This is a genomic window from Agrobacterium sp. rho-8.1 (assembly GCF_033957725.1).
Classification (GTDB): domain Bacteria; phylum Pseudomonadota; class Alphaproteobacteria; order Rhizobiales; family Rhizobiaceae; genus Agrobacterium.
The window spans coordinates 1,617,694-1,644,307 of record NZ_CP192788.1 but is presented as its reverse complement, the minus strand read 5'-3'; the positions used below and the strand labels follow the sequence as shown (position 1 = coordinate 1,644,307).

The following is a 26,614-nucleotide window of genomic DNA, read 5'->3' as shown; positions in this document are numbered from 1 at the left end:
ATCAGTCCATGAACGATACGGCCGAACAGCTTCCCGACGATCTTGCCAGCGCACTTGCGGCCCTGGCGGCGGAGCGTGCCCGGCGTGTTGCTGCCGAGGTAGAAGCAGCGACTGCCAAGGCAGAAGCCGCCAGTGCAAAGGCGCTCGTGTCGCACTCCGAGGCGCTGATCGCGCGGTTGAAGCTGGAGATCGAGAAAGTCCGCCGGGAGCTTTATGGCAGTCGCTCCGAGCGCAAAGCGCGGCTTCTCGAACAGATGGAACTGCAGCTCGAGGAACTGGAGGCTGATGCTGGCGAAGACGAGCTCGCGGCGGAGATGGTTGCCAAGGGCTCGACCGTTAGGGTCTTCGAGCGCAAGCGTCCGTCACGCAAGCCGTTTCCCGAGCATCTGCCACGCGAACGTGTCGTCATTGCTGCCCCAACAAACTGTTCCTGCTGCGGCTCGGCCAAGCTTTCGAAGCTCGGTGAGGATATCACAGAGACGCTGGAGGTCATCCCGCGTCAGTGGAAAGTCATTCAGACCGTGCGGGAGAAGTTCTCCTGCCGCGAATGCGAGAAGATCACGCAGCCGCCAGCACCCTTCCACGTGACGCCGCGCGGCTTTGCCGGCCCGAACCTTCTGGCGATGATCCTGTTCGAGAAGTTCGCCCAGCATCAGCCGCTCAATCGCCAAAGCGAGCGCTATGCCCGAGAGGGGATCGACCTCAGCCTGTCGACGCTTGCCGATCAGGTCGGCGCGTGCGCCGCGGCCCTGAAGCCAATCCATTCGTTGATCGAGGCCCATGTCCTGGCCGCCGAGCGACTGCATGGCGACGACACGACCGTACCGATCCTGGCGAAGGGAAAGACCGATACGGGCCGCATCTGGACCTATGTCCGGGATGACCGGCCGTTTGGCGGGCTGTCACCGCCAGCAGCTCTGTTCTACGCGTCGCGAGACCGGCGACAAGAGCATCCCGTACGCCACCTGAAGGCCTTCTATGGCATTCTGCAGGCGGATGCTTATGGCGGCTACAATCCGCTGTTCAAGGTAGATCGCGATCCCGCGCCTCTGCGCCAAGCACTCTGCTGGGCACATTCACGCCGAAAGTTCTTCGTGCTGGCCGACATCGCCGCGAACGCCAAACGTGGCAGCAAAGCTGCGCCGATCTCGCCAATGGCATTAGAGGCCGTCAAACAGATCGATGCCCTGTTCGATATCGAACGGGAGATCAACGGTCTTGCCGCCGAGCAGCGTCTGGAGCGCCGCCGCAAAGACAGCCAGCCACTCGTAGAAGAGCTGCATGACTGGCTCCAAACCGAGCGGGCAAAATTGTCGCGCAGTTCTCCCGTCGCCGAGGCGATAGATTACATGCTCAAGCGATGGGATGGCTTTACGTCATTCCTCGATGACGGTCGGATTTGCCTGGCGAACAATGCTGCCGAACGAGCGCTCAGAGGCTTTGCACTCGGCAGGAAGTCATGGCTGTTTGCCGGATCGGATCGTGGTGCTGAACGTGCGGCGTTCATGGCGACACTGATCATGAGCGCCAAGCTCAATGACATCGACCCGCAGGCCTGGCTTGCAGACGTCCTCGCCAACATTGCGGACACGCCGATCAGAAGGCTTGAGCAACTCCTGCCGTGGAACTGGACACCCAAGACGCTGAGTGCTCAGGCGGCCTGACCTGCGGCCTTCGCCGGATGCTTACTTTGTCGCAAGGATTATGAAATCTGCACCGCCTCGCTCTAAGGCTTTCGCCTCGCGGTTCAGAATATCGCCCGCATCGTCCCATCTTCCCGACGCCGGAGGGTCTCTATCGTCGCAAAATCAAGCGAACGGATGAGCAATTCGGGCGAGTGAAGCCCTCCGAGACGGTCTCGCGTTATCCGGCAAAGCTCGCGATAATAGATCTGCGTGGAGGCAGCGGACATGCCGCCGATTATCCCGATGGTCTTCATGCTGATCCTATCACACCCAATGTCGTCAACTAATTCCATTATGTCTGCACCCGAACTCTCGTGTAGTCGATTCGGATTCTTTCGACATGATGGCTCCGAGACTTGAGATCTCTTTGCTGTTAAATTTCGGCCATATTTGGAAGCAACCGCTGACAGGAGACGACCAATGTTTACCCACATAATGATTGGCAGCAATGATCTGGAGAGATCGAAAGCCTTCTACGACGCCACTTTCTCTGCCCTTGGCGGCGGGCTAGGTGAAATCGATGCCAGAAGGAGGCTTGTCTACATACAAGGTGGAAGCCGCCTGATGGTAACAACGCCGATTGATGGGAAACCAGCGACGGTCGCCAACGGTGGAACGATCGGTCTTGTCGCTCCAAGTCCAGAGCATGTGAAAGCATGGCACGACGCTGGGACAAGCCACGGAGGAAAGTCGATCGAGACACCGCCTTCAGAGCGCCCGAATGGCTCATTTGTCGCCTATCTCCGCGATCCGGATGGAAACAAGCTGACCGCGCGCACGCTACCGTCGGCTTGAGTTGGCCATGCACGGCAAGGTCTCGTTATAGATGGAGGCTGTCTGGAGTAACGGATGCCGAAGCGTCGTGAGAAGTCGGACCTGCCCACGAAAATTTGTCCGGTCTACAACAGGTCATTCTCATGGAGAAAGAAGTGGGAGAAAACCTGGGACAACGTGAAGTTCTGCTCCCAACGATGTCGAGAGACGAAAGAAAGATCGTAAGGCGATCGAGCCGTCGTTAGCTCGGGCATAGACGTAACTGCTCTATATGAGAGGATTAAAAATGGCCGAAGATGCAGGCGTGATAGCTGTGGACCACACGGGATTCTCGGTCGCCTCGTTGGAGGAGGCGATCCAGTTCTGGACTGAGGCGATGGGTTTCGACCTTGCTCGCCGAGGAGAGATGGGCGGAGAGTTCCTACGGGAGGCCACGGGGGTTGACGATCCGCGCTGCCGAATGGCACTGGTGACGGCTCCAAACGGCTACCCTATCGAGCTTCTCGAGTATTCGGCAGGCCGTACGCTGGGCCAGACACCTCAGAGCGCGGGTGCGATCGGCGTCGCGCACATCGCCTTTACGGTTACGGATATCCGCAGGGCGATCGCGCGGGTCGAGACGGCGGGGTGGGCAGTGAAAGGTTCGCCGCAGCCGATACCAGCCGGCCCCCGATGCGGAACAATGGTCGCGTACATCTCAGGCCCTGATGGTATCACGATAGAGCTGATGCAGCCGCCTGTTCAACAATCTCTCGTCGTGTAACGCCGCTTAGGTCCGTGAAAACCTTGTGTAGGTCTTGGTTTATGGACCAAGCGCCAAAGATCGTCTCAAAACTGCGAAGTCCATGGCCGGATTGCGCCGGAAGCAGACTTTGCGAGTGCCGCAAAACTCCGTATTCTGCAACGTCACAAATGTCGGAAAAAGAAGTGTCGCTGTAATTGTGATTTTAGCACGTTGCAAAAATTAGGATCCAATTGACGCAGAAATCGGTATAAGGAAGCCGCACGATGATAGCATATGACATCGAGATGCTCCCGCGTCCGGCGGATCGCGGGCCTGACTGCCACGGATGGGTGTTCGGCCTGCCACCCGGTATCACACCGGAGCGATGGCCGCTCGATCCGAACAATGGCTACCCGCTGATGCACGGCTTTACCTTATTGCTGCCGGAAGATTATCGCGTTCATGGATCAGAAATAGTAGCCTTGAGCTTCTTTGCTACGGCTCCCGATCATTGCGACGGGGCATTTTTCGAAGTCAAAAGTGCACGCGCTAAGGTCGAGGCCATCCAGGGTCATCCCCGGCTTCATCGCATGCAGGACATTCTCGGGTGCGAATATGCACTGATCCTGCTGACGCAAGCCGAATTTGACGGCCCTCTCTGTCAGCCGCCGGGATCTCAAATCGAGACCGACCGAAAGCCGAATTGGATGACCCTAGGCGCGGCCGCATCGCATTGGAAAATGATCGGCCTGGATGAGACCGTGCAAGATAACTACCTCAAGCGGATCCTCGGCGAGAAACCGCCACGCGATGTGATGTATAATCGGGCCATTCGCTGGATACCGCGTAAGAGCGATCTCAATGCCGGAGTGCCGCCGCGCGAGGATTGGGAAAACGACAACTCGGCTATCAGTCGTATTTTTACTGGGCCGAGGATCCGGTGGAGATCGCAACCGACACCGAGGAAGGACGCCAACGCGTGCAAGACGCATTTCGGATACACGATTGGGCGAAGGACCATAAAGACGCGCATATCGGCGGCACGATGCGGCCGGCGCAGAACATCCCCGCGTTCAGCCCATACTACGTCGAATTTGATGAGTATTTCGGCGGGTACAATTTTGGCGGAGGCAATGCACAACTCGATTTCTGCGACATGAAGTTCGATTGGGCTTGTGGCTGACGGGCCAGCGTAGCTGCGCCATCGAAATGCCTAGTTGAACTTTTGCTCGAAACAACTCATTTGTCTGCTTTAGCCCAACTGCTGCCTTGGCAGCGTTGCGCCAACAGCGGGCGTCTTCAGCCATCGGTAACACCAACGACGCTGTCATTCTGTCAAATTCCATGAACCTTTCAGAACCCAGGAAAGGCAGGTGGAATGTCTTCTGAAGGCTGGTAAGACGAAAGGGCTGGAAGACCGGAGGCAAGAGTAATGACCAGAGAAGAGATGCTTACCTATTCTCAAGCGGTGTGCGATGGCCTTCGTGAGGACGAAGACGGTGTGCGGCGTGAGGTTCTCACACACGCGGGAAGCCGATGGTCGCTCGGCGTCATACATACACTCGGTGTCTATGGCAGGCTCCGGCACGCAGATATCGGAAAACGAATGCACGGCGTCACGCAGCGAATGCTCACCCGAACGCTCCGCCAACTTGAAAGAGATGGTCTCGTCACTCGCCACGATCTCGTTGAGATGCCGCCTCGGGTTGAATACGAACTGACAGAACTAGGGATGGGTCTTCTCATCCGAATGGTTCCGCTGTGGACATGGGTCGTGGAGAATTCCGGCGAGTTTCGCAAGGCACGCGAGGATTACGATTCCTGCCCGCCAGAAAAACCTTCCTGGCAGACATTTTGACGAACAAGCGTTGCGTCGAAATGGAGGAAAGCACGCCCGCATTCTAGCGCATGCGGATCGTAGCGTGACTTTGGGGCATTCTCGGACCACGCTCCCAAATCACTGTTTCCTGTCCACGATGCCTGCGGGCGATCTCACTTACCGCTAAGATTCGCCTCGATCCAATCGGACACAGCCGTCACTTTGACGCCTTGGCTTACGTTGAACGTGTTGGCTTTGTCCCACGCCATGCCGCGCCCAATACCAAAGGCTGCTCGGTACTTGCGCATCATGTTCTGGGGGTCGTTTGCTAATTCCTCCATCAGAACCGGGACAGTCCATTCGGACCGGCTGAAGGGCCGGTTCAAACCTACTTCCAGCTTGTCGGCGAGTTCACCGTAGGTGATCGTATCCCCGGCAAGGAAGACGATCTCGTTGCTAATGGTCGGCTCGTAGAAGACGATTTCAGCGGTGAGAGCACCAATGTCGTCGGGTGTGGTCAGCGTGACAGCAGTGTCGTAACTGCCGAGGGCGTTGACTGCGTTCTTTTCCAGATCAACGACGCCGAAATCCGGTTCGAAGAGATAGCTCATGAACATGCCGGTGGAGATGATGACCCACTCAGTCTTGCTCTGGGAGCGAAGGAGTTCCCGGACATCAAGCTGAGCGTCGAAAATGTCCTGCGGGCCGCCGCGACCAATCGCTTCGAAATCGACGCCGAATTGCCAAGGGAAATAGCGTGGAATACCGGACTGCAACGCCGCCTTGGCAAGCTTCATCGGTGTATTAATCCCAGCCGCATAGCCAGCGCAGCCGATGACGGTGTCGTACCTCGAGAAAAGAGACGCCAGTTCGTCGATTGAGCTCTTCACCAAATCACCTTCGACGATCTCGATACCAAGGTCTCCGATTTCAGCGATGTCGCGCTGCTTCGCCGGCATATCCGATACAACGGCACTGGCGCGCAGAAAAACGCTGATCTTCGCGCCCTCGACGTCCTTGGCGCGAAGAGCCAGGTTGCGCAGAACGGGCATGCCGAGTTCCCCGGCCCCGAGGATAAGAATGTTCCGAGACTTCACGGTGGAGGCTGTTGTGTTCATCGATTTGAATCCTTCAAAATCCTGTGTTGCCGCTATTTGGCAAGTCAGGCCAACGAAGAAAAGAAGGTACACGGATGATACTGCAGCGAATCAGAAGAACGGCAATGCCATAATCGGCTGTCCGCTTTGGGCCGAGTGGTGTCTTCCGCTCTCCAGCCAAAGTGGACGTTTGAGCGATGGCAACCAACCGACCTGTAGATGCTTAGGATATCACGCACGTGTCGCTCCAGTCGAGGGATCGACCATCGGCGGATCGAATAATGAGCCGTGCGATTGGTGTTCCGGTCTCTTGATCCACCAGTGATGAGCGTTCCTCGCCCTCGGTGAACAGGAATTCTTCGCCCCACTGGCGTAGTGCAACGATGACAGGGAACAGCCCGCGCCCCTTTGCAGTAAGGACATACTCGCGGTACGCAGTTCCATCCGATGCTGGTGCGGTTTCAAATATTCCCCGCCTTACCAGATCACCAAGCCGAGTAGCCAATACGCCCCTGCTGATGCCCAGCCCGTTCTGGAACTCACCGAACCGGCGCTTGCCATCGAAAGCATCGCGGATGATCAGAAGCGACCACCAGTCTCCGATTGCATCGAGAGAACGCGCCACCGGACAACCGGAATTCCACAGGCTCACACGTTTCACCATCAGTCATATCCCCCATCCTTCAAAATCTGGTTCTATCTTAGAACTAGAAATGCGGTGCGCCAAGTGGTCTGGGAGTGGACCGAAAACACGATCACGAGGGCCACCAAATGGAAAAGACAACAAGCAATGCTGCGCCAGAAGTGGCGGTGCAGGGATTGTCGGGAGTGCAGACCCTGATCGTTGCCTCCGCAGCCGGTCTGAGCGTCGCGAACATTTATTACGCACAGCCTTTGCTTGACCTGATGGCGCATGATCTTGGAATACTGCCAGCCACCGGCGGCCTCATCGTGATGGTGACGCAGGTCGGTTATGGGTTGGGGTTGATCTTCGTCGTGCCGATTGGCGATCTCATCGACCGCCGTAAGCTTATCATCGTTCAGGGATTGTTATTGGGGATCGCTCTTGTGATCGTCGGGGCGGCAGAAACGAGCGCGATGTTGCTGGCAGGCATGGGTGCGGTCGGCTTGTCGGCTGTTCTTGTACAGACACTTGTCGCTCAGGCGGCGGCCTTAGCCACTCCGGCCCAGCGGGGTAGGGTCGTTGGCACGGTTACCAGCGGAATCGTAACAGGCATCCTCGCCGCGCGATCATTTGCGGGAGCAATTGCAGATATCGGCGGATGGCGGGCGGTGTATTTGATCTCTGCACTTATCACACTTGTGATGGTCATCGTTCTCATGTCAATGCTGCCGCGCCAATCTGCGAAACGGAATAAGGAGACGTATTCCCACGCTCTACTCTCCATTCCAACCATGTTTCTCCGGGAGCGGAGCTTGCTGTATCGAGGCGTGCTTGCACTTTTGATCTTTGCTGCCTTCAGCACGTTCTGGACCGCGCTTGTCCTTCCGCTCAGCACCCCGCCATTTTCCTATTCACACACGAGGATCGGCCTGTTTGGACTGGTTGGACTGACGGGAGCGATTGCCGCGACATGCGCGGGAAGACTTGCGGATGGAGGTTACGGTCGATGGACGACAGGGTTTTCTCTGGCGATCTTGCTGTCATCCTGGGGACTGATCGCTCTCCTTCCGGTCTCGATGGTGATGCTGCTTGTAGGCGTCGTCTTGATGGACCTGGCGGTACAGGCCGTCCACGTCACTAATCTCAGCGCCATCGTGGCTTTCAACCCGCAAAAAAGCGGTCGGTTGATTGGAGGCTACATGGTCTTCTACTCGGTTGGTAGCGCCATCGGCGCTATTGCTGCCACGACAACCTACGCGTGGTTTGGCTGGATGGGGATTTCTCTCCTCGGGGCCACGTTCAGTGCAATTGCCCTAGCATTTTGGATCAAAAGCGAAATGTTAGTGAGGACCAATTAATCACCACGCTTTATCTAGTATTCTCGTCAATGACCGCTTTTGGCGGATACCGTTGGAAAAGGGGCGTGCTAATCTTGCTCCGACGCTTCCGTTGTCGGGGGCGTGTCGAGATGTATTTACTTTCACGCCGGTTCTGGCGTTGGTGCCGGGATCAGCTTTGCGAGTTTCCGGAGATTTTGGGCTGCGGCTGCGAGGTGGAACTCATCACGCGCTCCGTTCGGCCCTCTTAATCGCAGACGATCCAGTCTGAGGATGCGTTTAAGGTGGGCAAAAAGCATCTCGACCTTTTTCCTCTGATGCCGCGACGTAACATAGGCTTCGGTCTTGGCGATATCGCGGGCCATGTCGCGAGCGCCTTTATGGATGGAGCGTGGTATCTTGCGCGCAGGGGCGTTCGGGCAGCATCGGGGTTTTAGGGCGCAGGCATCGCAGTCGAGTTTACTGGCGCGATAACGTACCATGCCATCTTCATCCACGAGTGGACGTTCGCTTTTGTAGGTGAACTGCCGAGAGTGTAACTCCTTGCCGCCAGGGCAGGTATAGAGATCACGCTTGTGGTCGTAAGCAAAGTCGGCACGCTCGAATGTGCCATCACGCCGCTCGGACTTATCGAAGACTGGAATATGCGGCTCTATCCCGCGCTCGTGGACGAGCCAGCCCAACATCTCTGCCGAACCATAGGCGGTGTCAGCGGCCAACCGTTCCGGATAGAGACCGAAGCTATCCTGGGTACGGTCAATCATGGTGCGTGCCGCGCCGACCTCCGCCTGCCGGATCGCGCGGCTCGCCTCGACATTAACGATGACGGCATTATCCAAATCGATCAAATAGTTGGTAGCATAAGCAAAGAAGGCGTGGCCTTTCATCGCTCCGGTCCATTGAGCTGCTGGGTCCGACCTCGATACGAACTTCGGCTTTCCTTCGCTGGCCGCACCCCAGGCCGCGTCATCCAGCGTGTCGAGATATTCCTGAACCGAGCGGCGGGTCTCGGCCATGGCTTTCCAGTCGACCGCTTCCGATCCTTCCACTGACCGTTGCTTGTTGGCATCCGCCTTGATCAGGCTCGCATCGACGGCGAAGCCTTCACCGCCGACAAGGCCTTCTTCAATGCAGCGCCTCACTGTCGTCTCGAACAGTTCGCGCAACAGGTCGCTATCCCGGAAACGACCATGCCGGTTCTTGGAGAAGGTCGAATGATCTGGGATATCGCCTTCAAGGCCGAGCCTGCAGAACCGGCGATCAGCAAGGTTCAGATGTACCTCCTCACACAGCCGACGCTCCGAGCGGATGCCGAAGCAATAACCAACGATCAGCATGCGGATCATCAGCTCCGGATCAATCGAGGGCCGCCCGATCTCGCTGTAGAAAGGACGCAAGTGAGAACGAAGACCAGACAGATCAACGAAGCGGTCGATAGACCGCAGAAGATGGTTCGCCGGGACGTGGCGCTCGATGCTGAACCCGTAAAACAGCGCTTCCTGCGCTACCGTCCGCTCGCCCATCATCAGCACATCCTCCTAAATCCGTAGAAGGAGTGAATCAGAACTTCGCACCGACAGCAACGCCGACTTTTTCAACGGTATCCGCCAATTGCGGTCATTGCGCCGTTGACGGACTCCCTTATGCTGAGAGCCTGCTCGGCACCAATCATGGACGAGTCTAGCGTTGACGCCCAAAGAGAAGGAGCGGTTCGCCCTGCCAGGAAACAGCCACCCCATCATTTAGTTCGTTCACTGCGCGGTAGAGCGCCGCGAAGGGATCAGCGGAAACTTCGACAAGGAGCCGCTTTCGGATAGCTTCCCTTGCAGCGCCGGGCGTGGCGATAGAATAGCCTCCGGACTCATATGGCCACGGCTTGTTCAATGCCTCGTCCAAGCCCCATTGTTGAACGTAGGCAGCCCAGGCGGCTCGCGCTTGCCGTAAATCTGATTCGCCAACAAACCTCAACGCGTCCCGCCAGCTTGGTAAGCCTGTGGCTATAGCGACCAGCTCGTTAAAATCGGACGCAACTATCCCAAATGATCCCTCTGAGTCGATGAGAAGAATTCTACCGTCTGGCATCAGGTTGAACGTTCCGCCACTACCGTCCATTGCGAATTGCTGAGAGCCTCCGGGGGTGATTGTAAATTCGTCGCCATCTATTTGCGGCGGTTCCCCTAACTCTAGTTCAAATATCGAACCTATCTCGAGTTCGAGCGCAGTTGCCTCGATTTTTTGGATAATCTCGCTTTTTGTCATAGCTCCTCCAAATGCCGAGCCGTGCCCCATTGTCATCGCAGCGATGATACAAGAGAGCGCCAGTGCCAGTGCGTTTAGTGCTTTCATGACAACTGTTATCCCTTTTTTGTAAAAAGCTGGCACAAGCCCTGGTCCGTGAACACCATGACCGCTTCGGGCCATCAGTTGTCAGGGATGTAGTCTACCGACAAGTATGATCTATATTCAACGTGGACTTGTGTGGAGCTATCTTCGTAAAATATTCTCTAGAGGTATTTGCATGACCTATCGAGTGCAGCGGTGGATGACGCAAGACTTTGTTTTCAGCGCGCCGCATGCTTTCTTCCACGTTGTTGCGGTTGAACCCCAACGCTTCATCCTCCAGCCGAGCCCAGGCGATGAAAAGAGTCCATCGCTATTCGTTCTGGTACGCGATCAGGGCCAGCCATGGTCACTAGACGAACGCTTCCCATCCATTGCTGCTGATCTCTTTGGAGCAGACAGTCCGACCGAATGGAATCTATCGACGATTCAGCTCTTCGGCCGCGAAGGGCGATCCGGAACAGAAACTCCCTCATCCGCGGCGACTGGCGAAGAGGTCGCAGGACTCACCCTTGTGAATGGCCGAGGCAGCCGCCTTTGGGCGTTTGGTTGGCGTTCGTTAGCACGTGACCGGGATGAAACCTCAAAGGGATTCGACGCACTGATGCTAGGACTGCAATTGCGCGTCGATGAGGTTGGCGAAAAGATGCTGCTGTCGCAATTCCATCAGCAGCAAAAGATGCGGCATTCGGCCTTAGCGGCAAACGATGCCTCGGGAACGTCTATCAAGCATGGAGCCACGAGCAGCGAGTGGGACGAGCGGTTTGCGTCAGCCTTGGGCGAAAGCAAGAGGTCGCGTGTTACGCAGTTTTTCGCAGAAACTATAGCGCTGGAGGAGCAGCCATACGGCGAGCCGGTGCCTCTAGGCGCTAGCCGTATCGGTGGTGGCCCTGACCTCGTGCCAGGGACATGGCCTAGCGACGCACGCGGAATGCGCCATCCGTTTCTGATGCAGATCAATCTCGCTGAGGTGAAAGCGGCTTGCAGGACGATGGCACCTCTGCCGGATGAAGGTCTATCGTCGTTTTTCGTTCACGACGACGCTTTGCTGATCGATATCGTCTATACGCCATCCGGTTTGTCTCTTGTTCGTCATGACATGACGGAGGCTGTCATTGAAGCATCGTCTGCTGCGGTGCAGATCGCGGCAGAGCTCGATCCAGATACGCCCGTCGGGATGCTGCCGCACACGGAAGGCGATCTGGTGACGGCAGAACTCATGGCTGACGGATCTCTGAAGTTTGCCCATACATCCGACCCCGTCTGGTCTGTCGGTGAACCTGGCTGTAGCTTCGAGGCTCTCTCGGACGAACGCTGGGCAACCGCGGCGTCTGCACGTTTGCTGCCGCGCCCGACGCGAACATTCGACCGTCTGGCGGCCGAGACACATCTAGAAGAGACCGGTCTGGGTTCAATTGACGATCTGATCGAGACCTGTGAGGATTTCGAGCTTGCTGAAGCGGGTCGCCAAGCTGGTGCAGGTCAACCTCAAGTCCACCAGATGCTGGGCTACGCGACCATCCGGGGTGGCCATGACTGCCGGGTGGAGGCTGCAGAGCATGCTTTGTCCAGAGGTTGGAGCGATCTGGCTGATCCGACGGCTTGGGGTATCCTCGTGCGTTTACCGGCAGGATCGGCCACCGGACGGACATTTTGGGACGCCGACGATCTCGTCATCATGGTGCCTGTCGCGGATTTGGCAAGCAATCGATTCGACCGCTGTGTGCTCCTATCTGGTTAGGCTCTTTCGCCTTGGTATCGCCGGACTGATGACGTCATGTCCGTTCATTGTTAGAACCTGCCGCGACCGGATCACGGCGGGTGTGTCCATCGCGCAAGTTTCTGATCTGGTCGAGTATCGAAGTGGCTACGTCCGCACTGGGAGTCTCATATGAAGTTGGTCGAAACGCCGGAGTTCTCGATTGAAGCAAATCCGATGTTTGAAAATGTCCGCGTCTTTGCAGGATCCATCGGACTGCGTCATCACCCCGAGACGGCGTTCTCGTCACAGATGAGCGTGTGGTCGTCCAAGCGTGATAGAAAATCGCCCGAAAAATGGCTCGGCGAACGCCTTAAAGACGACGGCGGCAAGATCGTCGAGCGAAAGACAGCCACTTTCGCTGGCATGACGGGCGAGATGAGCAAGGTAAAGGATCGGCTTGAGGATTGGGAGACGAAGGAAAAGCGCGACTGGTACCGCCTGCGTGCACTTCTGGTGTCGGCCGATGGCTCCACATGGTACCACGCCACCGCCATGGTCAGTGCACCTGAGCTCGTCGAGATCGAGACAGATTTTGAGCGCCTGCTGGGATCCATCCGCCTCAAGCTCGAAGGCAATGCGGTGAACGAAGCAAGAGCTGTGGCGGACGCCGAGACTGCAGCCGTCCTTGAAAGACTGAAGGACAACATGGAACGGGTGTCAGCCATCCGTATCCAGCAAAGCCATGAAGAACGGCGCAGTGAAAATGCAGCCGCAGCGAAGGCACCCGTGGCCAGTATCGAGGATCGCTTCAACGAGGCAGTGGCTGACGCTGGGTTGCAGGAGAAGCGTGACGCCCTGCGTCAAATCGTAATGCCGACGGTTGCCATGGTTGAGTGTGATACCGCCGACGCCAAAATCGCTGGACTGAGCCGCATCGGCGGCGGTCCTGACCTTCCTACCGACGGAGATTGGCCACGCGACGACAACGGCTTGCACCTCAATTATCTGGCCCAGATCAATCTCGCTGACGTGCCGGATCGACCGGAAGAGCTACCGGCATCCGGGTTGATCTCCCTGTTCACGGGAACGGACTACACGGATTGGCGCGTCCTTTACACGTCAGCGGACGCAACTCTCACGTCCCATACAGTTTCGGAAGACGCGATGGACACGGCAATCTCGGCATCGCAGATGATCGTCTGGGATAGCGACCTCAAGCGCTTTGTACCGAACGGGCAGGCTGTCGACGGACTATCGGTTCGTGTTGACGAGGCCGGTCGCATGACATTCAGCCGCGACGGTGCACCTGTCAGGGCTTTTGCTTCCGAATACGAATTCAGCCGCTCGGCCCAGACGCTGCGCTTCGAACGCTCATTAAGCGCTCCCTTTGGCCAACGCGGTCCCAACAACAACCCTCGGGCCTATGCTGATATCGGCATCGAAGACCCATCTGATTTTGCCATCGCGATTAGCGACCGCTTTAAAATCGGAGATGGACCACAGCACCAGATGTTCGGCATAAGCGGCGTTCGCGACCTCCCTGCGATCCAGCAAATGGCCGCGAAACATGCAGCACAAAACGGCTGGTCTGATATGTCCGCGCCAGATGGCTGGTTTATCCTGGTCAAGCTCGCATCCGGAGGCGAAGCAGATTTTAGCTTCGGCGACCACGGTGACTACATTTTCATGGTCCATCGAAAGGACGCCGCTCAAGCGGATTTCTCGCGGGTCTACGCCTTTGTCGACTCTGGTTAAGTAAGACGGATCAGAACCGTACGCCATGGCTTAACATCCAATCGCGACATAGAAACGATAGGTCCAACGTCTCCCCTTCCGATCAAGCGTTCGGCGGTGAGCGAAACTTAGGAACAGATTCGGGATAACGGCGTCACGAAAATTCCTCGTAGAGGGTGCTGCAGGTTGCAGAGGAATGCAAAACCATATGGAGGCTTACTTGGAATACGCTCAGGCGATGGCCGACCGGATGCCGACCACGGTGACGTTGCCGGATGAATTCCTGGCACTGTTCGACTGGATGGAGACGAATAGCTTCTTCATGCGCAGCGCAGCCTACCCCGACGATCTGCTCGGCCTGCTTGGCACTGAGGATCAGTTGCAATCGGGTCAGGTTACTGCGATCCTCTTCCGTGTTGCGACGTCCGAGCAGGCACGCGAAAACGGGCAGGCATGGTTCGGTGACGTAATTCCCAACATTGAGGGCCGGTTGGTCCCCTTTGCTCGAACCGGTGGCGACGGTTCCTATGTTGCCTTCTGGCTCGACGACGAAGGCCGCAGGCAGATCGTACATCTAGGGTCCGAGGGACTGGTGTGCCTGCTCGGCCGGACGCCGCTCGACTTCTTGCGGCTTCTGGCGATCGGTTACGAGGACATCAGCGAGGACTGTCTGGGGTCGCCCGGCGAGCCCCCGGCTGATGATAACCTGAATGCGGTCTATAGAGCTTGGCTGATCGAGCGCTATGGTGTCTCGATCCCAGCCGTGGCATCCGAGATAGTGGGCGAGGTTCCAGACGAGCTCACCAAGGCGTCCGATGATCCATTCTGGCGTTGGGTGCGCAATGCCCAAGAAGAGCGGGACGGAGCCTGATCGTGTCGTGCAAAACCTGATTGGGGAGGTTGTCGCAGTTTAGCGGTATTCTTGAACGGAAAGCGCGCATTGAGCAAGTTTGCATGGAAAGAACGGGCAAAAGATGCCGAGGAGGCGCGAAGAGCTATCAAGACTTCTCCGCGAGCGCCCGAATTGATAGAACGTTTTCACAATGCGATTGAAGCGGCTTACCCTCCGGGCTTCTGGGAGCAATATGATCGGCTGAAAAACGGAGACACACGCGGTGTGGAAATGGCCATCGAGTTCCTCGAGGCCGACCCGTGGTTCTTTCGATCTGGTTATATCAAGGCGAACCTTGCGAGGTTTCTAAAGCACGTTACCTTGTCGAACCAGCAGGTTCGCCGATTGGAAAAAGTCTTGCTCAAAATCGTTGACGAAAGAAACACGCAAGAATTTCGCAATTATTCTCGTCTCGCCCGCATGATTGCGACCTCAGCGTTGATAGAAGCCCTGAAAGAACGTCTGGCTGATGAAAGACTCCCTCGCAGGCTCAGAGCCACATGGATGCTTTCCATTATCGGACAAAATTGGATGTCACGGAAATCCTAAGCTGTTCCTTGCGCTCTATTTTTCCCAAGCGGCTTAAGGATGATTGTCGCAAAACGCTTTCGCACGGTTCGGTCCCGGATGGCTTCTCGATTGTCTTTTGGGGCTTGACACGTTGAGGCTGCAAATGGTGTTTTCGCGTTGCACAGAGGCTCACGCGACTGGAAGCATGCATGATCGTCGGTATTGATCTTGGAACGACAAATTCGCTGATCGGGACATTTGAAAACGGAAGCCCTGTCCTGTTTCCCAATGCCAGCGGATTGACCTTGACGCCGTCGGTCGTCAGCTTCGACGATAACGGCGTCATCGTAGGGGAAGCAGCGAAGGACCGGCTTGTCACCCACCCGGATCGCAGTGTTGCCACCTTCAAGCGCTGGATGGGAACGGCGCGCGAAACACGTTTTGGCGGCCAGGATTTTCGGCCTGAAGAACTGTCCTCCTTTGTCCTGCGAAGCCTGATTGGCGATGCGGAAGCTGCGACCGGTCATAAAGTCACGGAGGCCGTCATCTCGGTGCCTGCTTATTTTTCCGATAGTCAGCGACAGGCAACCCGTTTGGCAGCCGAAATGGCGGGACTGAAGGTGGAGCGGCTGATCAATGAGCCGACAGCAGCGGCGCTCGCATATGGTATGCAGGACAGAGAGGGCGAAAGCCGGTTTCTGGTGTTCGATCTGGGCGGCGGCACCTTCGACGTATCGATTGTCGAGATATTCGATGGTGTCGTGGAGGTTCATGCCAGTGCCGGCGACAATTTTCTTGGCGGCGAGGATTTCCTCGATCTGCTGATGAATGCAGCCGCAGCGGACCTAAAGTTCGATCTCGATAAAATATCGCCTTCCGAACGCCTGCAACTGCGCCGTCGCATGGAATTGATCAAACGACAGCTCTCCGGCACGCAAGAGGTTGTGCTGGAAGCGAAGATCGGCGCTCGCGCCATCAGATGGTCGATTGATCAGACACGGTTTGAAGTGTTGGCCGAACCGCTGCTCGCGCGCTTGCGTGGCCCGCTGGAGCGTGCGCTTCTCGATGCTAAAATAAGACCGGATGATCTCGACGACATCGTCATGGTTGGCGGCGCAAGCCGCATGTCGCCTGTTATCAAAACCGTGACCCGTCTGCTCGGGCGTTTGCCGCTACGTCACGTCAACCCCGACGAGGTCGTGGCCCATGGTGCCATCGTCGCAAGTGGGCTCAAAGGACGCGATGCCAGCCTGCGGGAAGTGATCCTGACCGATGTCAGTCCATACACCTTGGGCACAAATATCTCACGCCAGGATGCTAGCGGACAGTTTCAGGCGGGCTATTTCCTGCCACTCATCCCGCGCAACAGCACTGTTCCCGTGAGCCGCGAGGAGGAATTCTGGCCGGTCAACGAGGCCCAGACCACGATAAATTTCGGTATCTATCAGGGTGAACACCCCATCGCCGACAAGAACATCCTGCTCGGTGAACTGAAGGTTCCCATCCCTCAAGCCCAAAACGCTGCCGACCGCGGGGTTATTGCCCGGTTCACGTATGATATCGATGGCATTCTTCAGGTCGAGGCTCGGGTCAAGGCGACAGGCGCTCACCACGAGATCGTCATCGAACGCGGACAGACGGGATTGAGCGAGGCGGAAATCCGCGAAAGGCTGGCCAAGCTGGAGGCGATCAAGGTGCACCCGCGTGAACAGCAGGAGAATCTCGCGCTGATGGCGAGGACAGAGCGCCTTTATGAGGAGAGACTGGAGCACCGGGAGATGTTGCAAAACGCCATCATGCATTTCAACGGTGTGCTGAACACACAGGACGAAAGGCAGATCGCTCGGTTTCGGGACGATCTGGTCAGAGTTCTCAGTGAAATCGATCCGAGATGACCCATCCGTTGGTTGCTTTCGAACTGGACGAGGAGGCTGACGAAAGAGCTGTCAAGCGTGCCTATGCCAAGCGGTTGAAGGTCACACGGCCCGATGAAGATCCTGTCGGGTTCCAGGCGTTGCATCAGGCTTATCAGCAAGCTTTGGATTTCATTCGCTGGCGGGACCATCAGCACCAGCCCATGGATGCGGTGCCAAACGAAACTTCGCCTTTGCCACTGGAGAATATCGGTACCAACCCCGAGGCACAGCGAATGCCGCATCCGGGCACCGGGCCACTTTCCGATCGCGGTGACGGTCCGCTTGCGGATACGGCACCAGCCGAGGAACTGTCGCTACCGCCGGCCGATGACGTTGTGCAGGGTCAAGAGTTCGTATTCTCCTTGTCGGATTTCGTGGACCCTTTGGTACAAGAAAGCCAGCAGCGTGATCCCAATCGTTTTCGGCATTGGTTGCGGGAACGCATGGCCGATTGGCCGTTGACCTCCAAACCGGTTCTTGCCCGTGCCATCGCTGAACATTTGCTGGAACATCAAGTGCCTTTGAAACCAGATCGCTTCGATATTCTGGTGGAGGAACTTGGCCTTAACGACGTGCGCAGCGGACTGGTCGATCCGATGCGGCTTGCTGACTACAGGGAGGACTTGGTTCTCGACGCGCAATTTGTTCCTCCAGTCCGTCGAACCGGGTGGTGGAGGTCTTCACTCATAGAACTGGTTTGTCTGGCTGTGTTTTGTCTGGGTGGCTTGGCGCTGATCGCATATTCCGTCGCAAAGACACCGGTACCGAAGCCCACTCCATGGTATGTGTCGTCATTGCCAAGCGATGGCCCGATTAGCGCAAGCCTTTTGCCCGGAGCAGATCCGGAAGCGCGGAGCTTGATCGAGCAAGCTTCCAAGGCATCGGACGCAAATGTCATTACAATACTGGATGAGGTAATTGAGCGGTTGTCGGAGCGCTCGGAACTCGCGAACGAGCGTCTGCTGGCACTTGCGCTCTACAACAAAGGCCACAACTTGCAACATACAGATCGATCTGCGGCGTACGCTGCCTATGGTCAGTTGCAGAGACGCTTCGGCGCGAAGAAGGATGTGGATATCGGCGTTATGGTCGCTGCCAGTTATGTGAACATGGGGCATGAAGATTTCGAAACAAACCGTCTCGACACGGCGCTGGAGCCTCTCAATGCAGTGATCGAACTCTACCGCAGCATCAACGAAGGACCAATCGGGCGCCAGGTTCTTGAGGCAATGGTTCTACAGGCGGAAACCCTGATTGCGCAGCGAAAGCCAGAGGATGCACGGCGTAAACTGGACGAGATCGATGCGAGAGTAAGGCTCTCAAGCGATCCTGCCTATCCCGGATTTAAAGACACCACAAATACGCTACGGTCCGAATTGCCTCCACCACAAACACCACAGACCTGATCTGCTCCGGAAATATCATTTCCGGGAAGCGACGTTCGACAGTGCGGCTTCGCGCCGACTGGACGAGAATGACCTTAACCGGGGGTGTCTGTCCATCAATCAGACTGAAAACCACCGACCACGCTTTTAGATTGCTTTATCGAATGCGTCTGCCTCCGCTTCATTTGTGAAGGTGAATGTGACCAGTTCACTTCCATCTTCCTCACGAATGCCAACTGCAGTGACAATCAACCGAGCGATCTCATCCTGTGCATCACTGCCTGATCGAGTTAAGTTCACTGTTTTCTCGATGGCGGGTGCGAATACCTCGCTGATGACACCGAGACGCATATTGTGTTTCATGATGATATCGCGATCCTCGATGATCGCGGCCTGTTCATCTTTCGGAAGTCCGGCGTTGTCCATTGCGGTGATCGTAGCATTCGTCGCAAGCCTGATCGGACCCTCGTTAAGCCAGCGCTCAACCATCTGATTAAACTGGTGCATACGCGCTGCGGGGATTATTTTCTGGACAGTTATCGGCATCTGCGTTCCTTTGTCAGCTTCCATGCAGGCTTATAAAAGATCTAAAGATAGGACCTGCTATCGCGAACCTAAAAAATTTGCTCGAGCAGGGTGTAAGGATTTGAGCAACAAGCTTCAATGCAATTGTGTCGAATGGCAGCGCCGCCGAGGATGAGGGTAGGGGAGCAAAACGATGATATCGGTTGGCTAGATGCGTGGTTCGTGTTTACTGCCATAATAAAGGGAGCGTGCCGGAAACAGACTTCAGTCACGCCGTCAGTGTCGATTTCCCGTGTTGTCATAGTGTGGCGTCGCAACCTCGACCTTGTCACTGTTGAGAGCTGCCTGCCCATACTGTGCGTCAAAAGGCTTTAACAGTCAGGCCTGTGCTTCAACTTTCACAAGGTGACCCGAGAGAGATTTCATCACCCACATCGAGCGAGGGCACTGTCATAATCTCTCGGCGCGACGGACGCGAACCATCCATCATCGCCTGCGCCATCGCAGGCACGACCGCTTTTCCAATCTGGTCGGCCACAGGCCCTATCTCGCCGACGAATTCCCACGTGTTCGGAAATCCCTGCAATCGGGCACGCATGCGGTTTGTCAGACCAGGCACGAATCCTTCCCGCGAGCCTTCATCTTCCGTAGCCGCAGCATTAGCCGGAGGTGCGTGGCGAAGCTGCTTCCTGTCGGCGCGGATCGCCTCTCCACAACGTGAGCTGCCCTGGTCGCCCCGGATGGTGTCTGCCCGGTACTTGCGGTCCTTCTACCGAGCTATCGCTCACGGCGAAACTTACGAGAAAGCCTTTCGGTTAGCTAAAACGAGGTTCGAATAAACCTTACATCCGCTGAAGGAGAAAAGTGCGTCTTTGTTACTTGAGACTGCAGCCATTCTCCAAGAGATTTGAAGCTGCGCTCAGCTTGGTCATAGCGGTACTGATGTATTTCGAGCTCAGCTACCAGCGCATCGAGGAACGCTTCGATTGTATTGACATGCACGTTCATGACCTCCACCTCGATTGCTCCCGCGAAATCTGAAACGATTCCAACCGGCGCATTTTATTCCTTTTTTGTTCCTTAATTGACTCCCCAGGCAATTCTTAAGGAGCTAAATGGACTCTGATATTGGCTCTAGCGACATTTGTGACGAACCCATTCAACCAGCGCGCAGCTAGACTGAATCCAATGGAATGAAGGCTTTCGATATCCAGTCTTTCGTCCATGAGATAACCATGCCTGCCAAATAAAATATTCGCGGTTATTGCTGCCTAAAGACTAATGGCCGAAGCTGTCAAAGCTCCGGCCATTGTTATTTTTTATTTTTCACAGCTTCACATCAGCTGCAACCACTCGTTGCGCCGCACGTATCGCACTTCTCGCAAGTTCCATTTCGCACCATCGTAAAATTCTGGCACTCGCCGCACATGTTGCCTGTGTAGCCTTGGGCAATCGAGCGGATGCGGCGTTCGGTCTCCTTCTTTTTGGCTTCCGTCTTGGCAGAGGCTGCGTCTGCTGCTGCCTTGTCGGAGAAGAGGGCTGTTGCGGCCTGTTCGGATTCGGTGGCCAGGCCTTCTTCGATTTCGACGGCTTCCTTGGCGCGTTCCTCGTAGTCACGCTTGAAGGCGACGACTTCGGAGGTGGAGATCGCGACCGTTGGCTCGAGTTTACGGACCGTGTTGCCTGAGATCTGCGTGACTGTGCCCGACGCTCGCGCTGGCGCTGCGGTTGCAGAACCCTTTGGCTCGGACGAGGCGCGGTCGCTGGTGTTGGAGACCAGAGTTGGCTTGTAACCGCGGGTCCAGCCGGTGGACACGAGGTTGGTCTTGCCTTCTTCGATGCCCTTGCCGAGTGCGGTCTGCGAGAAATCCGACGTATCGACATGCGCCAGATCGTGACGGCCGAGGTAGGAGACGGCGAGTTCGCGGAACACGTAATCGAGGATCGAGGTTGCGTTCTTGATCGCGTCGTTACCGATGACCATGCCGGCAGGTTCGAACTTGGTGAAGGTGAAGGCCTCCACATATTCTTCCAGCGGCACGCCATATTGCAGACCGAGCGAGATGGCGATGGCGAAGTTGTTCATCATCGCACGGAAAGCAGCGCCTTCCTTGTGCATGTCGATGAAGATTTCGCCGATGCGTCCGTCACCGAATTCGCCGGTGCGCAGATAGACCTTGTGTCCACCGACGGCTGCCTTCTGGGTGTAACCCTGGCGGCGGTTCGGCAGTTTTTCACGCTCGCGGCTGACACGTTCAATCACGCGCTCGATGATCCGTTCGGTGATGGTGACGGCCTGGGCTGCCTGTGGCTGAGCGATCAGCTCTTCCAAAGCATCTTCCGAATCATCATCCTCGACCAGCGAAGCGTTGAGCGGCTGCGACAGCTTGGAGCCATCGCGGTAAAGGGCGTTGGCCTTCAGCGCCAGCTTCCAGGACAGCATGTAGGCTGCGCCGCAATCTTCAACCGTTGCATCGTTCGGCATATTGATCGTCTTGGAGATCGCGCCTGAGATGAAGGGCTGTGCTGCCGCCATCATGCGGATGTGGCTTTCGACCGAGAGGTAACGCTTGCCGATCTTGCCGCAAGGGTTGGCGCAATCGAAGACGGGCAGGTGCTGGTCCTTCAGGAACGGTGCGCCTTCCAGCGTCATCGCGCCGCAAACGTGAACGTTGGCTGCTTCGATGTCCTTCTTGGCAAAGCCGAGATGTTCCAGCAGGTTGAAGCTCATGTCTGAAAGCTGCGCGTCGGAAACCTTCAGCGTGTCTTTCAGGAAGTCCGCGCCCAGTGTCCACTGGTTGAAGACGAACTTGATGTCGAAGGCGGCTTTCAGCGCGCCGTTGACGGCTTCGATCTTCTCATCGGTAAAGCCCTTGGCGCGCAGCGTCGAAGGGTTGATGGCCGGTGCCTGGTTGAGATTGCTGTGGCCGATGGCGTAGGCTTCGATTTCAGCGATCTGGCTTTCGGAATAGCCCAGCGAACGCAGGGATTCCGGAACGGCACGGTTGATGATCTTGAAGTAGCCACCACCGGCGAGCTTCTTGAATTTCACCAGTGCGAAGTCAGGCTCGATGCCGGTCGTGTCGCAATCCATGACGAGGCCGATCGTGCCTGTTGGCGCGATAACGGTGGTCTGGGCGTTGCGGTAGCCATTGATTTCGCCGAGCTCCAGAGCCTTGTCCCATGCGGCAACGGCGTGGGTGATGAGGTCTGCATCCGTGCAATCTGCATGGATGAGCGGAACCGGGTTCACCGACAGGCCTTCGTAACCATAGGCGAGGCCCTGAGCGGCGCGGCGGTGGTTGCGGATGACGCGCAGCATGTTGTCGCGGTTCGGTGCAAAGCCGGGGAACGGGCCAAGCTCGCCTGCCATTTCGGCGGACGTGGCATAGGACACGCCGGTCATGATGGCGGTCAGCGCTCCGGCAATGGCGCGGCCTTCGTCGCTATCGTAGGGAATGCCGGACGACATCAGCAGGCCGCCGATGTTGGCATAACCGAGGCCGAGCGTGCGGTATTCGTAGGAGCGTTCGGCAATCGCCTTGGATGGGAACTGCGCCATCATGACGGAGACTTCGAGAACGACAGTCCACAGACGAACGGCGTGTTCGTAATCGGCAATGTCGATGTTCTTGGTCTTGGCGTCCTTGAACTGAAGCAGGTTCAGCGAGGCAAGGTTGCAGGCCGTGTCATCGAGGAACATGTATTCCGAGCAGGGATTGGATGCGCGGATGGGGCCAGCGGCTGGCGATGTGTGCCAGTCGTTCATGGTGGTGTTGAAGTGCAGGCCCGGATCGGCGGATGCCCATGCGGCGTGGGAAATCTTTTCCCAGAGATCGCGGGCTTTCAGGGTCTTCATGACCTTGCCGTCCTTGCGGGCGGTGAGGTTCCAGTCGCCATCCTCTTCCACGGCGCGCAGGAAGTTATCCTTCAGCGAAACGGAGTTGTTGGAGTTCTGGCCAGACACCGTGAGGTAGGCTTCCGAATCCCAATCCGTATCGTAGGTCTTGAATTCGATGTCCTTGTAGCCCTGCTGGGCGAACTGGATGACGCGCTTGACGTAGTTTTCCGGCACCATGTCCTTCTTGGCAGCGCGGATTTCGCGCTTGAGGGCGGGGTTCTTGGCAGGGTCGAAGCAATCGCCATTATCGGCTTCGCAATTGACGCAGGCCTTCATGATGGCCTTCAAGTGCTTGGCGACGATCTTGGAGCCGGTAACGAGGGCAGCAACCTTCTGCTCTTCGTTCACCTTCCAGTCGATGTAGGCTTCGATATCCGGGTGATCGGCATCGACGACGACCATCTTGGCCGCACGACGGGTGGTGCCGCCGGACTTGATAGCGCCCGCTGCGCGGTCACCGATCTTGAGGAAGCTCATGAGGCCGGAGGACTTGCCACCGCCGGACAGCTTTTCGCCTTCGCCGCGCAGGTAGGAGAAGTTGGAGCCGGTGCCGGAGCCGTATTTGAACAGGCGCGCTTCACGCACCCAAAGGTCCATGATGCCGCCTTCGTTGACCAGATCGTCCTCGACGGACTGGATGAAGCAGGCGTGCGGCTGCGGGTGTTCGTAGGACGACTTGGACTTGGTCAGCTTGCCGGTGAAGGGGTCGACATAGAAATGGCCCTGGCCGGGACCATCGATGCCATAGGCCCAATGCAGGCCGGTGTTGAACCATTGCGGGGAGTTCGGGGCAACGCGCTGGGTGGCCAGCATATAGGCAAGCTCATCCTTGAAGGCGGACGCATCTTCTTCGGTCGAGAAATACTTGCCCTTCCAGCCCCAGTAAGCCCATGTACCGGCCAGACGGTCGAACACCTGACGCGCATCGGTTTCAGAACCGTAACGCTCGTCTTCGGGAATGTCCTTCATCGCCTTTTCGTCGGCAACGGAGCGCCAGAGGAAGGAAGGAACATCATTTTCCTCGACCTTCTTCAGACGGGCAGGAACGCCAGCCTTGCGGAAATACTTCTGCGCCAGAACGTCTGTCGCGACCTGGGAGAACTGCGCGGGAACGTCGATATCCGCCAGACGGAACACGACGGAGCCATCCGGGTTCTTGATCTCGCTGATACCCTTGCGGAAATCGATTTCCGCGTAGGCAGACTGGCCCGGCTTGGTAAAGCGGCGTTCAATGCGCATTGTTCTCGTCCTCGTCCTTTGGGCGCCCATGGGCAGGGCGCAAAAATCCGTCCTGGCTTCGCGCCTCGTACGCGCAGCCAGTTCATCGATTCGGTTGGGATGTCATCCTTGGATGCAAACCCTGTATATCGTGGTGATTTCGGCTGCAAGCATACTATATATAGTATTAACAGTTTCTTGCCAACCAGATCCCGCATCATGTTTTCGGCGACAAAAGCCAGCTCACAGACAAATCCGTGCCCATCACCCCCTCATGGGTGAGAACGCAGACCAACGCGTGAACTGAAACTAAACGAACCTGAGTGGGACACCCGATTCCGTTGCCGCTGCAACATGACTGCACCTTGGGAAAAAGCATTGATTCCGTCAAGGCCTAGTTTGAAAGGGTTTGTTAACTACCAGATATTGTGTATGAGCCTGTGGAAAACGGGGAAAGAAAAACCCTCTATAAATATCAGGCACTTGCAAGATGCTCCCTGGGTTTTTTCAGTCCTGCCTTCCCTTACGTGAGGCTTGTTTTCCGGGCGTTTTCAACACTGAGGCAAAAAGGCGACACTTGGAGTTTTCCACTGATCGAGGCGCATAGAAGGGAACAAAATCGAAGGCCGCGCTAAATCTTGTGGTCCTGACGTTACTGGGCCGCCCTGGCTTTCTTCTCGGGAAGTGTCATGGAAAATACGCCGATGACGACAAGCACCAGGCCGATCCATGCGGTTGGCGGCAGGCTTTCGCCGAGAAAGATGACGCCGATGGCAACACCGATCGGCACACGCAGATAGGCCTGCGACGTGGTGCCGACCGAACCAAGCGTGCGGATCAGCCGGTAATATATCACAAAGGCGAGCGCCGTGGAAAAAACTGAAAGTGTCAGAAGCGCAAAGATGGACGTTGCCGATGGCGATAGCGTCCAGGGATGATCGATGACCAGGCTGAGCGGTGCCAAGAGTGCGGCCCCACATATCAGTGACCCGGCGGCAGGCATCATCGGATCGAGGCCTTTGAAGTTCTTGCCGAAGATGACCGCTCCGCCATAGCAGACGCTGGCGGCGATGACGGCGAGCTGCGCCAGCAATTCCTTGCCGACACCGTTGAGCGCCTGCATGCCGACGATGAGCACGATGCCGCTGAAACCGGCGGCGATGCCTGCCATCTTGCGACCGCTGACGGGTTCGTGGCGGACGAAAAGCACCGTCATCAGAAAGGCAAAGACCGGAGTCGTCGAGTTGAGAATGACCGCAAGGCCTGCATCTGTCGTGGTTTCGGCCCAGGCGATGAGGGTGAAGGGGACCGCAGTGTTGAGGCAGGCCTGAATGAAGAAGCGCTTCCACGTGGTCGCATCTCTTGGCAGGCGCAGGCCGCGAATGCGCAAGACGATGAGAAGAACCGTCGCGGCAATCAGCGTTCGGGCAGCAATCAGCGTGATGGGCGGAATGGTGGCAACGCCGAGCTTGATGAAAGTATAAGCTGAACCCCAGAGCGTGGCGAGCACGAGAAGAAGTGCCAGTTCTCTGGCGATATTGTTGTTGGCGGTCATGCGTCTTTATCCTTGCTGCACGTCTCATTACGACCGGTGTTAGCCGCAAAGGCAGCCGCAATGCTTCGGCCGCGGCCGAACTGTGGATGGCTGACAGGCGAAGACCATGCTGCTACGATCCGTCCCATGACAAATTTTGCTTCCGGCAATGCAATCGCCGCTGTTGCGAGCCTGATCGGTGATGCAGCGCGCGCCAATATGTTGTCCGCCCTGATGGGCGGTCAAGCCTTGACGGCAGGCGAACTGTCGCGCCATGCGGGTGTGACGACCCAGACGACAAGCGGTCATCTGTCACGCCTGACCGATGCGCGGCTGCTGACCATGGAAAAGCAAGGCAGGCACCGTTATTACCGGATTGCTTCCCAGGAGGTGGCGCAGGCCATCGACGCGCTGATGGCGCTGGCATCCAGCGGACCGAAACGCCACCACCCGATCGGGCCGAGAGACGACGCCTTGCGCATGGCGCGAACCTGTTACGACCATATGGCCGGAAGGCTTGCCGTCAGCATTGCGGATGCGCTGTGCGAAAAGGCCTATATCGTGCTGGCTGACGGCGCGGCACTTGTCACGGAGGAGGGGCAGCGTTTCCTTTGCGATTTCGGCGTCGATCTGGAGCCAGGAAACGCTTCAAGGCGACCACTCTGCCGGGCCTGTCTGGACTGGAGCGAACGTCGCATGCACCTGGCCGGAAAGCTGGGCAAGGGATTGCTCGAGCGGCTGACGGCGCTGGGCTGGGTCGTGCGCATGCCGGAAACGCGTGCCTTGCGGGTGACGCAGGCAGCGGAGGCGGGCTTGCGTACCACCTTCGGGCTGTCGGCGGACTGGCGGGTTTCATCGCCCAACGGACTAAAAAATGACGGCTGAGAGAGCCGTCA

Annotated in this window: 24 protein-coding genes; 14 read left to right on the top strand and 10 right to left on the bottom strand. The window is 57.0% G+C overall.

Features of this window, described 5'->3' with window-relative positions:
• Positions 1–8: 8 nt before the first annotated feature.
• Positions 9–1,664 (top strand): IS66 family transposase, encoded by a 1,656-nt coding sequence (gene tnpC / locus RMR21_RS08250; protein ID WP_498667440.1) that lies wholly within the window; start codon positions 9–11, stop codon positions 1,662–1,664.
• Between the two features lie 83 nt (positions 1,665–1,747).
• On the opposite strand, the gene RMR21_RS08245 is transcribed toward tnpC, so the two are convergent.
• Positions 1,748–1,939: a hypothetical protein gene (locus tag RMR21_RS08245; RefSeq protein WP_498667439.1), complete on the bottom strand. Its 192-nt coding sequence runs from the start codon at positions 1,937–1,939 to the stop codon at positions 1,748–1,750.
• A 166-nt stretch (positions 1,940–2,105) separates the two neighbouring features.
• Between RMR21_RS08245 and RMR21_RS08240 the strand changes: the two genes are divergently transcribed.
• The 5 genes from RMR21_RS08240 to RMR21_RS08220 all read left to right on the top strand — a co-directional run bounded on the left by RMR21_RS08240 (position 2,106) and on the right by RMR21_RS08220 (position 5,041).
• The gene (locus RMR21_RS08240; protein ID WP_498667437.1) at positions 2,106–2,480 is read left to right on the top strand and encodes a VOC family protein; all 375 of its coding nucleotides are present in this window, start codon (positions 2,106–2,108) and stop codon (positions 2,478–2,480) included.
• A gap of 54 nt (positions 2,481–2,534) precedes the next feature.
• Entirely contained in the window at positions 2,535–2,684 is a 150-nt protein-coding gene (locus RMR21_RS08235) for a DUF2256 domain-containing protein (RefSeq protein WP_498667436.1), read from the top strand.
• Between the two features lie 61 nt (positions 2,685–2,745).
• Positions 2,746–3,222: a VOC family protein gene (locus RMR21_RS08230; RefSeq protein ID WP_498667435.1), complete on the top strand. Its 477-nt coding sequence runs from the start codon at positions 2,746–2,748 to the stop codon at positions 3,220–3,222.
• 266 nt (positions 3,223–3,488) lie between these two features.
• Positions 3,489–4,343 (top strand): hypothetical protein, encoded by an 855-nt coding sequence (locus RMR21_RS08225; RefSeq protein ID WP_498667434.1) that lies wholly within the window; start codon positions 3,489–3,491, stop codon positions 4,341–4,343.
• Positions 4,344–4,615: 272 nt separating this feature from the next.
• Positions 4,616–5,041, top strand: coding sequence for a winged helix-turn-helix transcriptional regulator (locus RMR21_RS08220; protein WP_092577344.1), 426 nt, complete (start codon positions 4,616–4,618; stop codon positions 5,039–5,041).
• Between the two features lie 134 nt (positions 5,042–5,175).
• Here RMR21_RS08220 and RMR21_RS08215 read toward each other — a convergent pair whose 3' ends face one another.
• Together RMR21_RS08215 and RMR21_RS08210 are read right to left on the bottom strand one after the other, a co-directional pair.
• Complete coding sequence (locus RMR21_RS08215) at positions 5,176–6,120, bottom strand: aromatic alcohol reductase (protein WP_498667432.1); 945 nt, start codon at positions 6,118–6,120, stop codon at positions 5,176–5,178.
• Positions 6,121–6,322: 202 nt separating this feature from the next.
• Positions 6,323–6,763, bottom strand: coding sequence for a winged helix-turn-helix transcriptional regulator (locus tag RMR21_RS08210; RefSeq protein WP_498667430.1), 441 nt, complete (start codon positions 6,761–6,763; stop codon positions 6,323–6,325).
• A gap of 107 nt (positions 6,764–6,870) precedes the next feature.
• Between RMR21_RS08210 and RMR21_RS08205 the strand changes: the two genes are divergently transcribed.
• Entirely contained in the window at positions 6,871–8,082 is a 1,212-nt protein-coding gene (locus RMR21_RS08205) for an MFS transporter (protein ID WP_498667428.1), read from the top strand.
• A gap of 122 nt (positions 8,083–8,204) precedes the next feature.
• Here the strand turns inward: RMR21_RS08205 and RMR21_RS08200 are convergent, their stop codons facing one another.
• Positions 8,205–9,587 carry an IS1182 family transposase gene (locus RMR21_RS08200; RefSeq protein ID WP_498667426.1) on the bottom strand — a complete coding sequence of 461 codons (1,383 nt, stop codon included), beginning with the start codon at positions 9,585–9,587 and terminating at the stop codon, positions 8,205–8,207.
• Positions 9,588–9,741: 154 nt separating this feature from the next.
• On the bottom strand, positions 9,742–10,407 hold the full coding sequence (locus tag RMR21_RS08195; protein ID WP_498667424.1) for a hypothetical protein: 666 nt from the start codon (positions 10,405–10,407) through the stop codon (positions 9,742–9,744).
• A gap of 196 nt (positions 10,408–10,603) precedes the next feature.
• Here RMR21_RS08195 and RMR21_RS08190 point away from each other — a divergent pair, with 196 nt between their 5' ends.
• The 6 genes from RMR21_RS08190 (at position 10,604) to RMR21_RS08165 (ending at position 18,561) form a co-directional block, all read left to right on the top strand.
• Positions 10,604–12,142: a DUF1963 domain-containing protein gene (locus tag RMR21_RS08190; protein ID WP_498667422.1), complete on the top strand. Its 1,539-nt coding sequence runs from the start codon at positions 10,604–10,606 to the stop codon at positions 12,140–12,142.
• Positions 12,143–12,292: 150 nt separating this feature from the next.
• A complete protein-coding gene (locus tag RMR21_RS08185) occupies positions 12,293–13,858 on the top strand; it encodes a DUF1963 domain-containing protein (RefSeq protein WP_498667421.1) in 1,566 nt (521 codons plus the stop codon).
• A 187-nt stretch (positions 13,859–14,045) separates the two neighbouring features.
• Positions 14,046–14,708 (top strand): hypothetical protein, encoded by a 663-nt coding sequence (locus RMR21_RS08180; protein ID WP_498667420.1) that lies wholly within the window; start codon positions 14,046–14,048, stop codon positions 14,706–14,708.
• Positions 14,709–14,777: 69 nt separating this feature from the next.
• A complete protein-coding gene (locus RMR21_RS08175; protein WP_498667418.1) occupies positions 14,778–15,278 on the top strand; it encodes a hypothetical protein in 501 nt (166 codons plus the stop codon).
• 170 nt (positions 15,279–15,448) lie between these two features.
• A complete protein-coding gene (locus tag RMR21_RS08170; protein WP_498667416.1) occupies positions 15,449–17,134 on the top strand; it encodes an Hsp70 family protein in 1,686 nt (561 codons plus the stop codon).
• A complete protein-coding gene (locus tag RMR21_RS08165) occupies positions 17,131–18,561 on the top strand; it encodes a hypothetical protein (RefSeq protein WP_498667415.1) in 1,431 nt (476 codons plus the stop codon). Before RMR21_RS08170 ends, RMR21_RS08165 begins: the two co-directional genes overlap by 4 nt.
• 126 nt (positions 18,562–18,687) lie before the next feature.
• On the opposite strand, the gene RMR21_RS08160 is transcribed toward RMR21_RS08165, so the two are convergent.
• The 5 genes from RMR21_RS08160 to RMR21_RS08140 form a co-directional block, all read right to left on the bottom strand.
• A complete protein-coding gene (locus tag RMR21_RS08160) occupies positions 18,688–19,110 on the bottom strand; it encodes a hypothetical protein (RefSeq protein ID WP_498667413.1) in 423 nt (140 codons plus the stop codon).
• A 346-nt stretch (positions 19,111–19,456) separates the two neighbouring features.
• The gene (locus tag RMR21_RS08155) at positions 19,457–19,684 is read right to left on the bottom strand and encodes a DNA cytosine methyltransferase (protein ID WP_498667411.1); all 228 of its coding nucleotides are present in this window, start codon (positions 19,682–19,684) and stop codon (positions 19,457–19,459) included.
• 200 nt (positions 19,685–19,884) lie between these two features.
• Entirely contained in the window at positions 19,885–20,073 is a 189-nt protein-coding gene (locus RMR21_RS08150; RefSeq protein WP_498667409.1) for a hypothetical protein, read from the bottom strand.
• Positions 20,074–20,404: 331 nt separating this feature from the next.
• The gene (locus RMR21_RS08145; protein ID WP_498667408.1) at positions 20,405–24,205 is read right to left on the bottom strand and encodes a vitamin B12-dependent ribonucleotide reductase; all 3,801 of its coding nucleotides are present in this window, start codon (positions 24,203–24,205) and stop codon (positions 20,405–20,407) included.
• Between the two features lie 631 nt (positions 24,206–24,836).
• A complete protein-coding gene (locus RMR21_RS08140) occupies positions 24,837–25,739 on the bottom strand; it encodes a DMT family transporter (RefSeq protein ID WP_498667407.1) in 903 nt (300 codons plus the stop codon).
• Between the two features lie 126 nt (positions 25,740–25,865).
• On the opposite strand from RMR21_RS08140, the gene RMR21_RS08135 reads away from it, so the two are divergent.
• The gene (locus RMR21_RS08135) at positions 25,866–26,603 is read left to right on the top strand and encodes an ArsR/SmtB family transcription factor (RefSeq protein WP_498667406.1); all 738 of its coding nucleotides are present in this window, start codon (positions 25,866–25,868) and stop codon (positions 26,601–26,603) included.
• Positions 26,604–26,614 lie beyond the last annotated feature (11 nt).

What these genes read in the sequence shown, in the direction of transcription:
- RMR21_RS08135 (WP_498667406.1), top strand. Translation starts at nt 25,866, where the DNA reads ATGACAAATTTTGCTTCCGGCAATGCAATCGCCGCTGTTGCGAGCCTG.
- RMR21_RS08220 (WP_092577344.1), top strand. Translation starts at nt 4,616, where the DNA reads ATGACCAGAGAAGAGATGCTTACCTATTCTCAAGCGGTGTGCGATGGC.
- RMR21_RS08180 (WP_498667420.1), top strand. Translation starts at nt 14,046, where the DNA reads ATGGAGGCTTACTTGGAATACGCTCAGGCGATGGCCGACCGGATGCCG.
- RMR21_RS08230 (WP_498667435.1), top strand. Translation starts at nt 2,746, where the DNA reads ATGGCCGAAGATGCAGGCGTGATAGCTGTGGACCACACGGGATTCTCG.
- RMR21_RS08205 (WP_498667428.1), top strand. Translation starts at nt 6,871, where the DNA reads ATGGAAAAGACAACAAGCAATGCTGCGCCAGAAGTGGCGGTGCAGGGA.
- RMR21_RS08190 (WP_498667422.1), top strand. Translation starts at nt 10,604, where the DNA reads ATGACGCAAGACTTTGTTTTCAGCGCGCCGCATGCTTTCTTCCACGTT.
- tnpC (WP_498667440.1), top strand. Translation starts at nt 9, where the DNA reads ATGAACGATACGGCCGAACAGCTTCCCGACGATCTTGCCAGCGCACTT.
- RMR21_RS08140 (WP_498667407.1), bottom strand. Translation starts at nt 25,739, where the DNA reads ATGACCGCCAACAACAATATCGCCAGAGAACTGGCACTTCTTCTCGTG.
- RMR21_RS08165 (WP_498667415.1), top strand. Translation starts at nt 17,131, where the DNA reads ATGACCCATCCGTTGGTTGCTTTCGAACTGGACGAGGAGGCTGACGAA.
- RMR21_RS08185 (WP_498667421.1), top strand. Translation starts at nt 12,293, where the DNA reads ATGAAGTTGGTCGAAACGCCGGAGTTCTCGATTGAAGCAAATCCGATG.
- RMR21_RS08225 (WP_498667434.1), top strand. Translation starts at nt 3,489, where the DNA reads ATGCTCCCGCGTCCGGCGGATCGCGGGCCTGACTGCCACGGATGGGTG.
- RMR21_RS08235 (WP_498667436.1), top strand. Translation starts at nt 2,535, where the DNA reads ATGCCGAAGCGTCGTGAGAAGTCGGACCTGCCCACGAAAATTTGTCCG.
- RMR21_RS08145 (WP_498667408.1), bottom strand. Translation starts at nt 24,205, where the DNA reads ATGCGCATTGAACGCCGCTTTACCAAGCCGGGCCAGTCTGCCTACGCG.
- RMR21_RS08215 (WP_498667432.1), bottom strand. Translation starts at nt 6,120, where the DNA reads ATGAACACAACAGCCTCCACCGTGAAGTCTCGGAACATTCTTATCCTC.
- RMR21_RS08200 (WP_498667426.1), bottom strand. Translation starts at nt 9,587, where the DNA reads ATGATGGGCGAGCGGACGGTAGCGCAGGAAGCGCTGTTTTACGGGTTC.
- RMR21_RS08160 (WP_498667413.1), bottom strand. Translation starts at nt 19,110, where the DNA reads ATGGAAGCTGACAAAGGAACGCAGATGCCGATAACTGTCCAGAAAATA.
- RMR21_RS08210 (WP_498667430.1), bottom strand. Translation starts at nt 6,763, where the DNA reads ATGGTGAAACGTGTGAGCCTGTGGAATTCCGGTTGTCCGGTGGCGCGT.
- RMR21_RS08195 (WP_498667424.1), bottom strand. Translation starts at nt 10,407, where the DNA reads ATGAAAGCACTAAACGCACTGGCACTGGCGCTCTCTTGTATCATCGCT.
- RMR21_RS08245 (WP_498667439.1), bottom strand. Translation starts at nt 1,939, where the DNA reads ATGAAGACCATCGGGATAATCGGCGGCATGTCCGCTGCCTCCACGCAG.
- RMR21_RS08150 (WP_498667409.1), bottom strand. Translation starts at nt 20,073, where the DNA reads ATGAACGTGCATGTCAATACAATCGAAGCGTTCCTCGATGCGCTGGTA.
- RMR21_RS08240 (WP_498667437.1), top strand. Translation starts at nt 2,106, where the DNA reads ATGTTTACCCACATAATGATTGGCAGCAATGATCTGGAGAGATCGAAA.
- RMR21_RS08170 (WP_498667416.1), top strand. Translation starts at nt 15,449, where the DNA reads ATGATCGTCGGTATTGATCTTGGAACGACAAATTCGCTGATCGGGACA.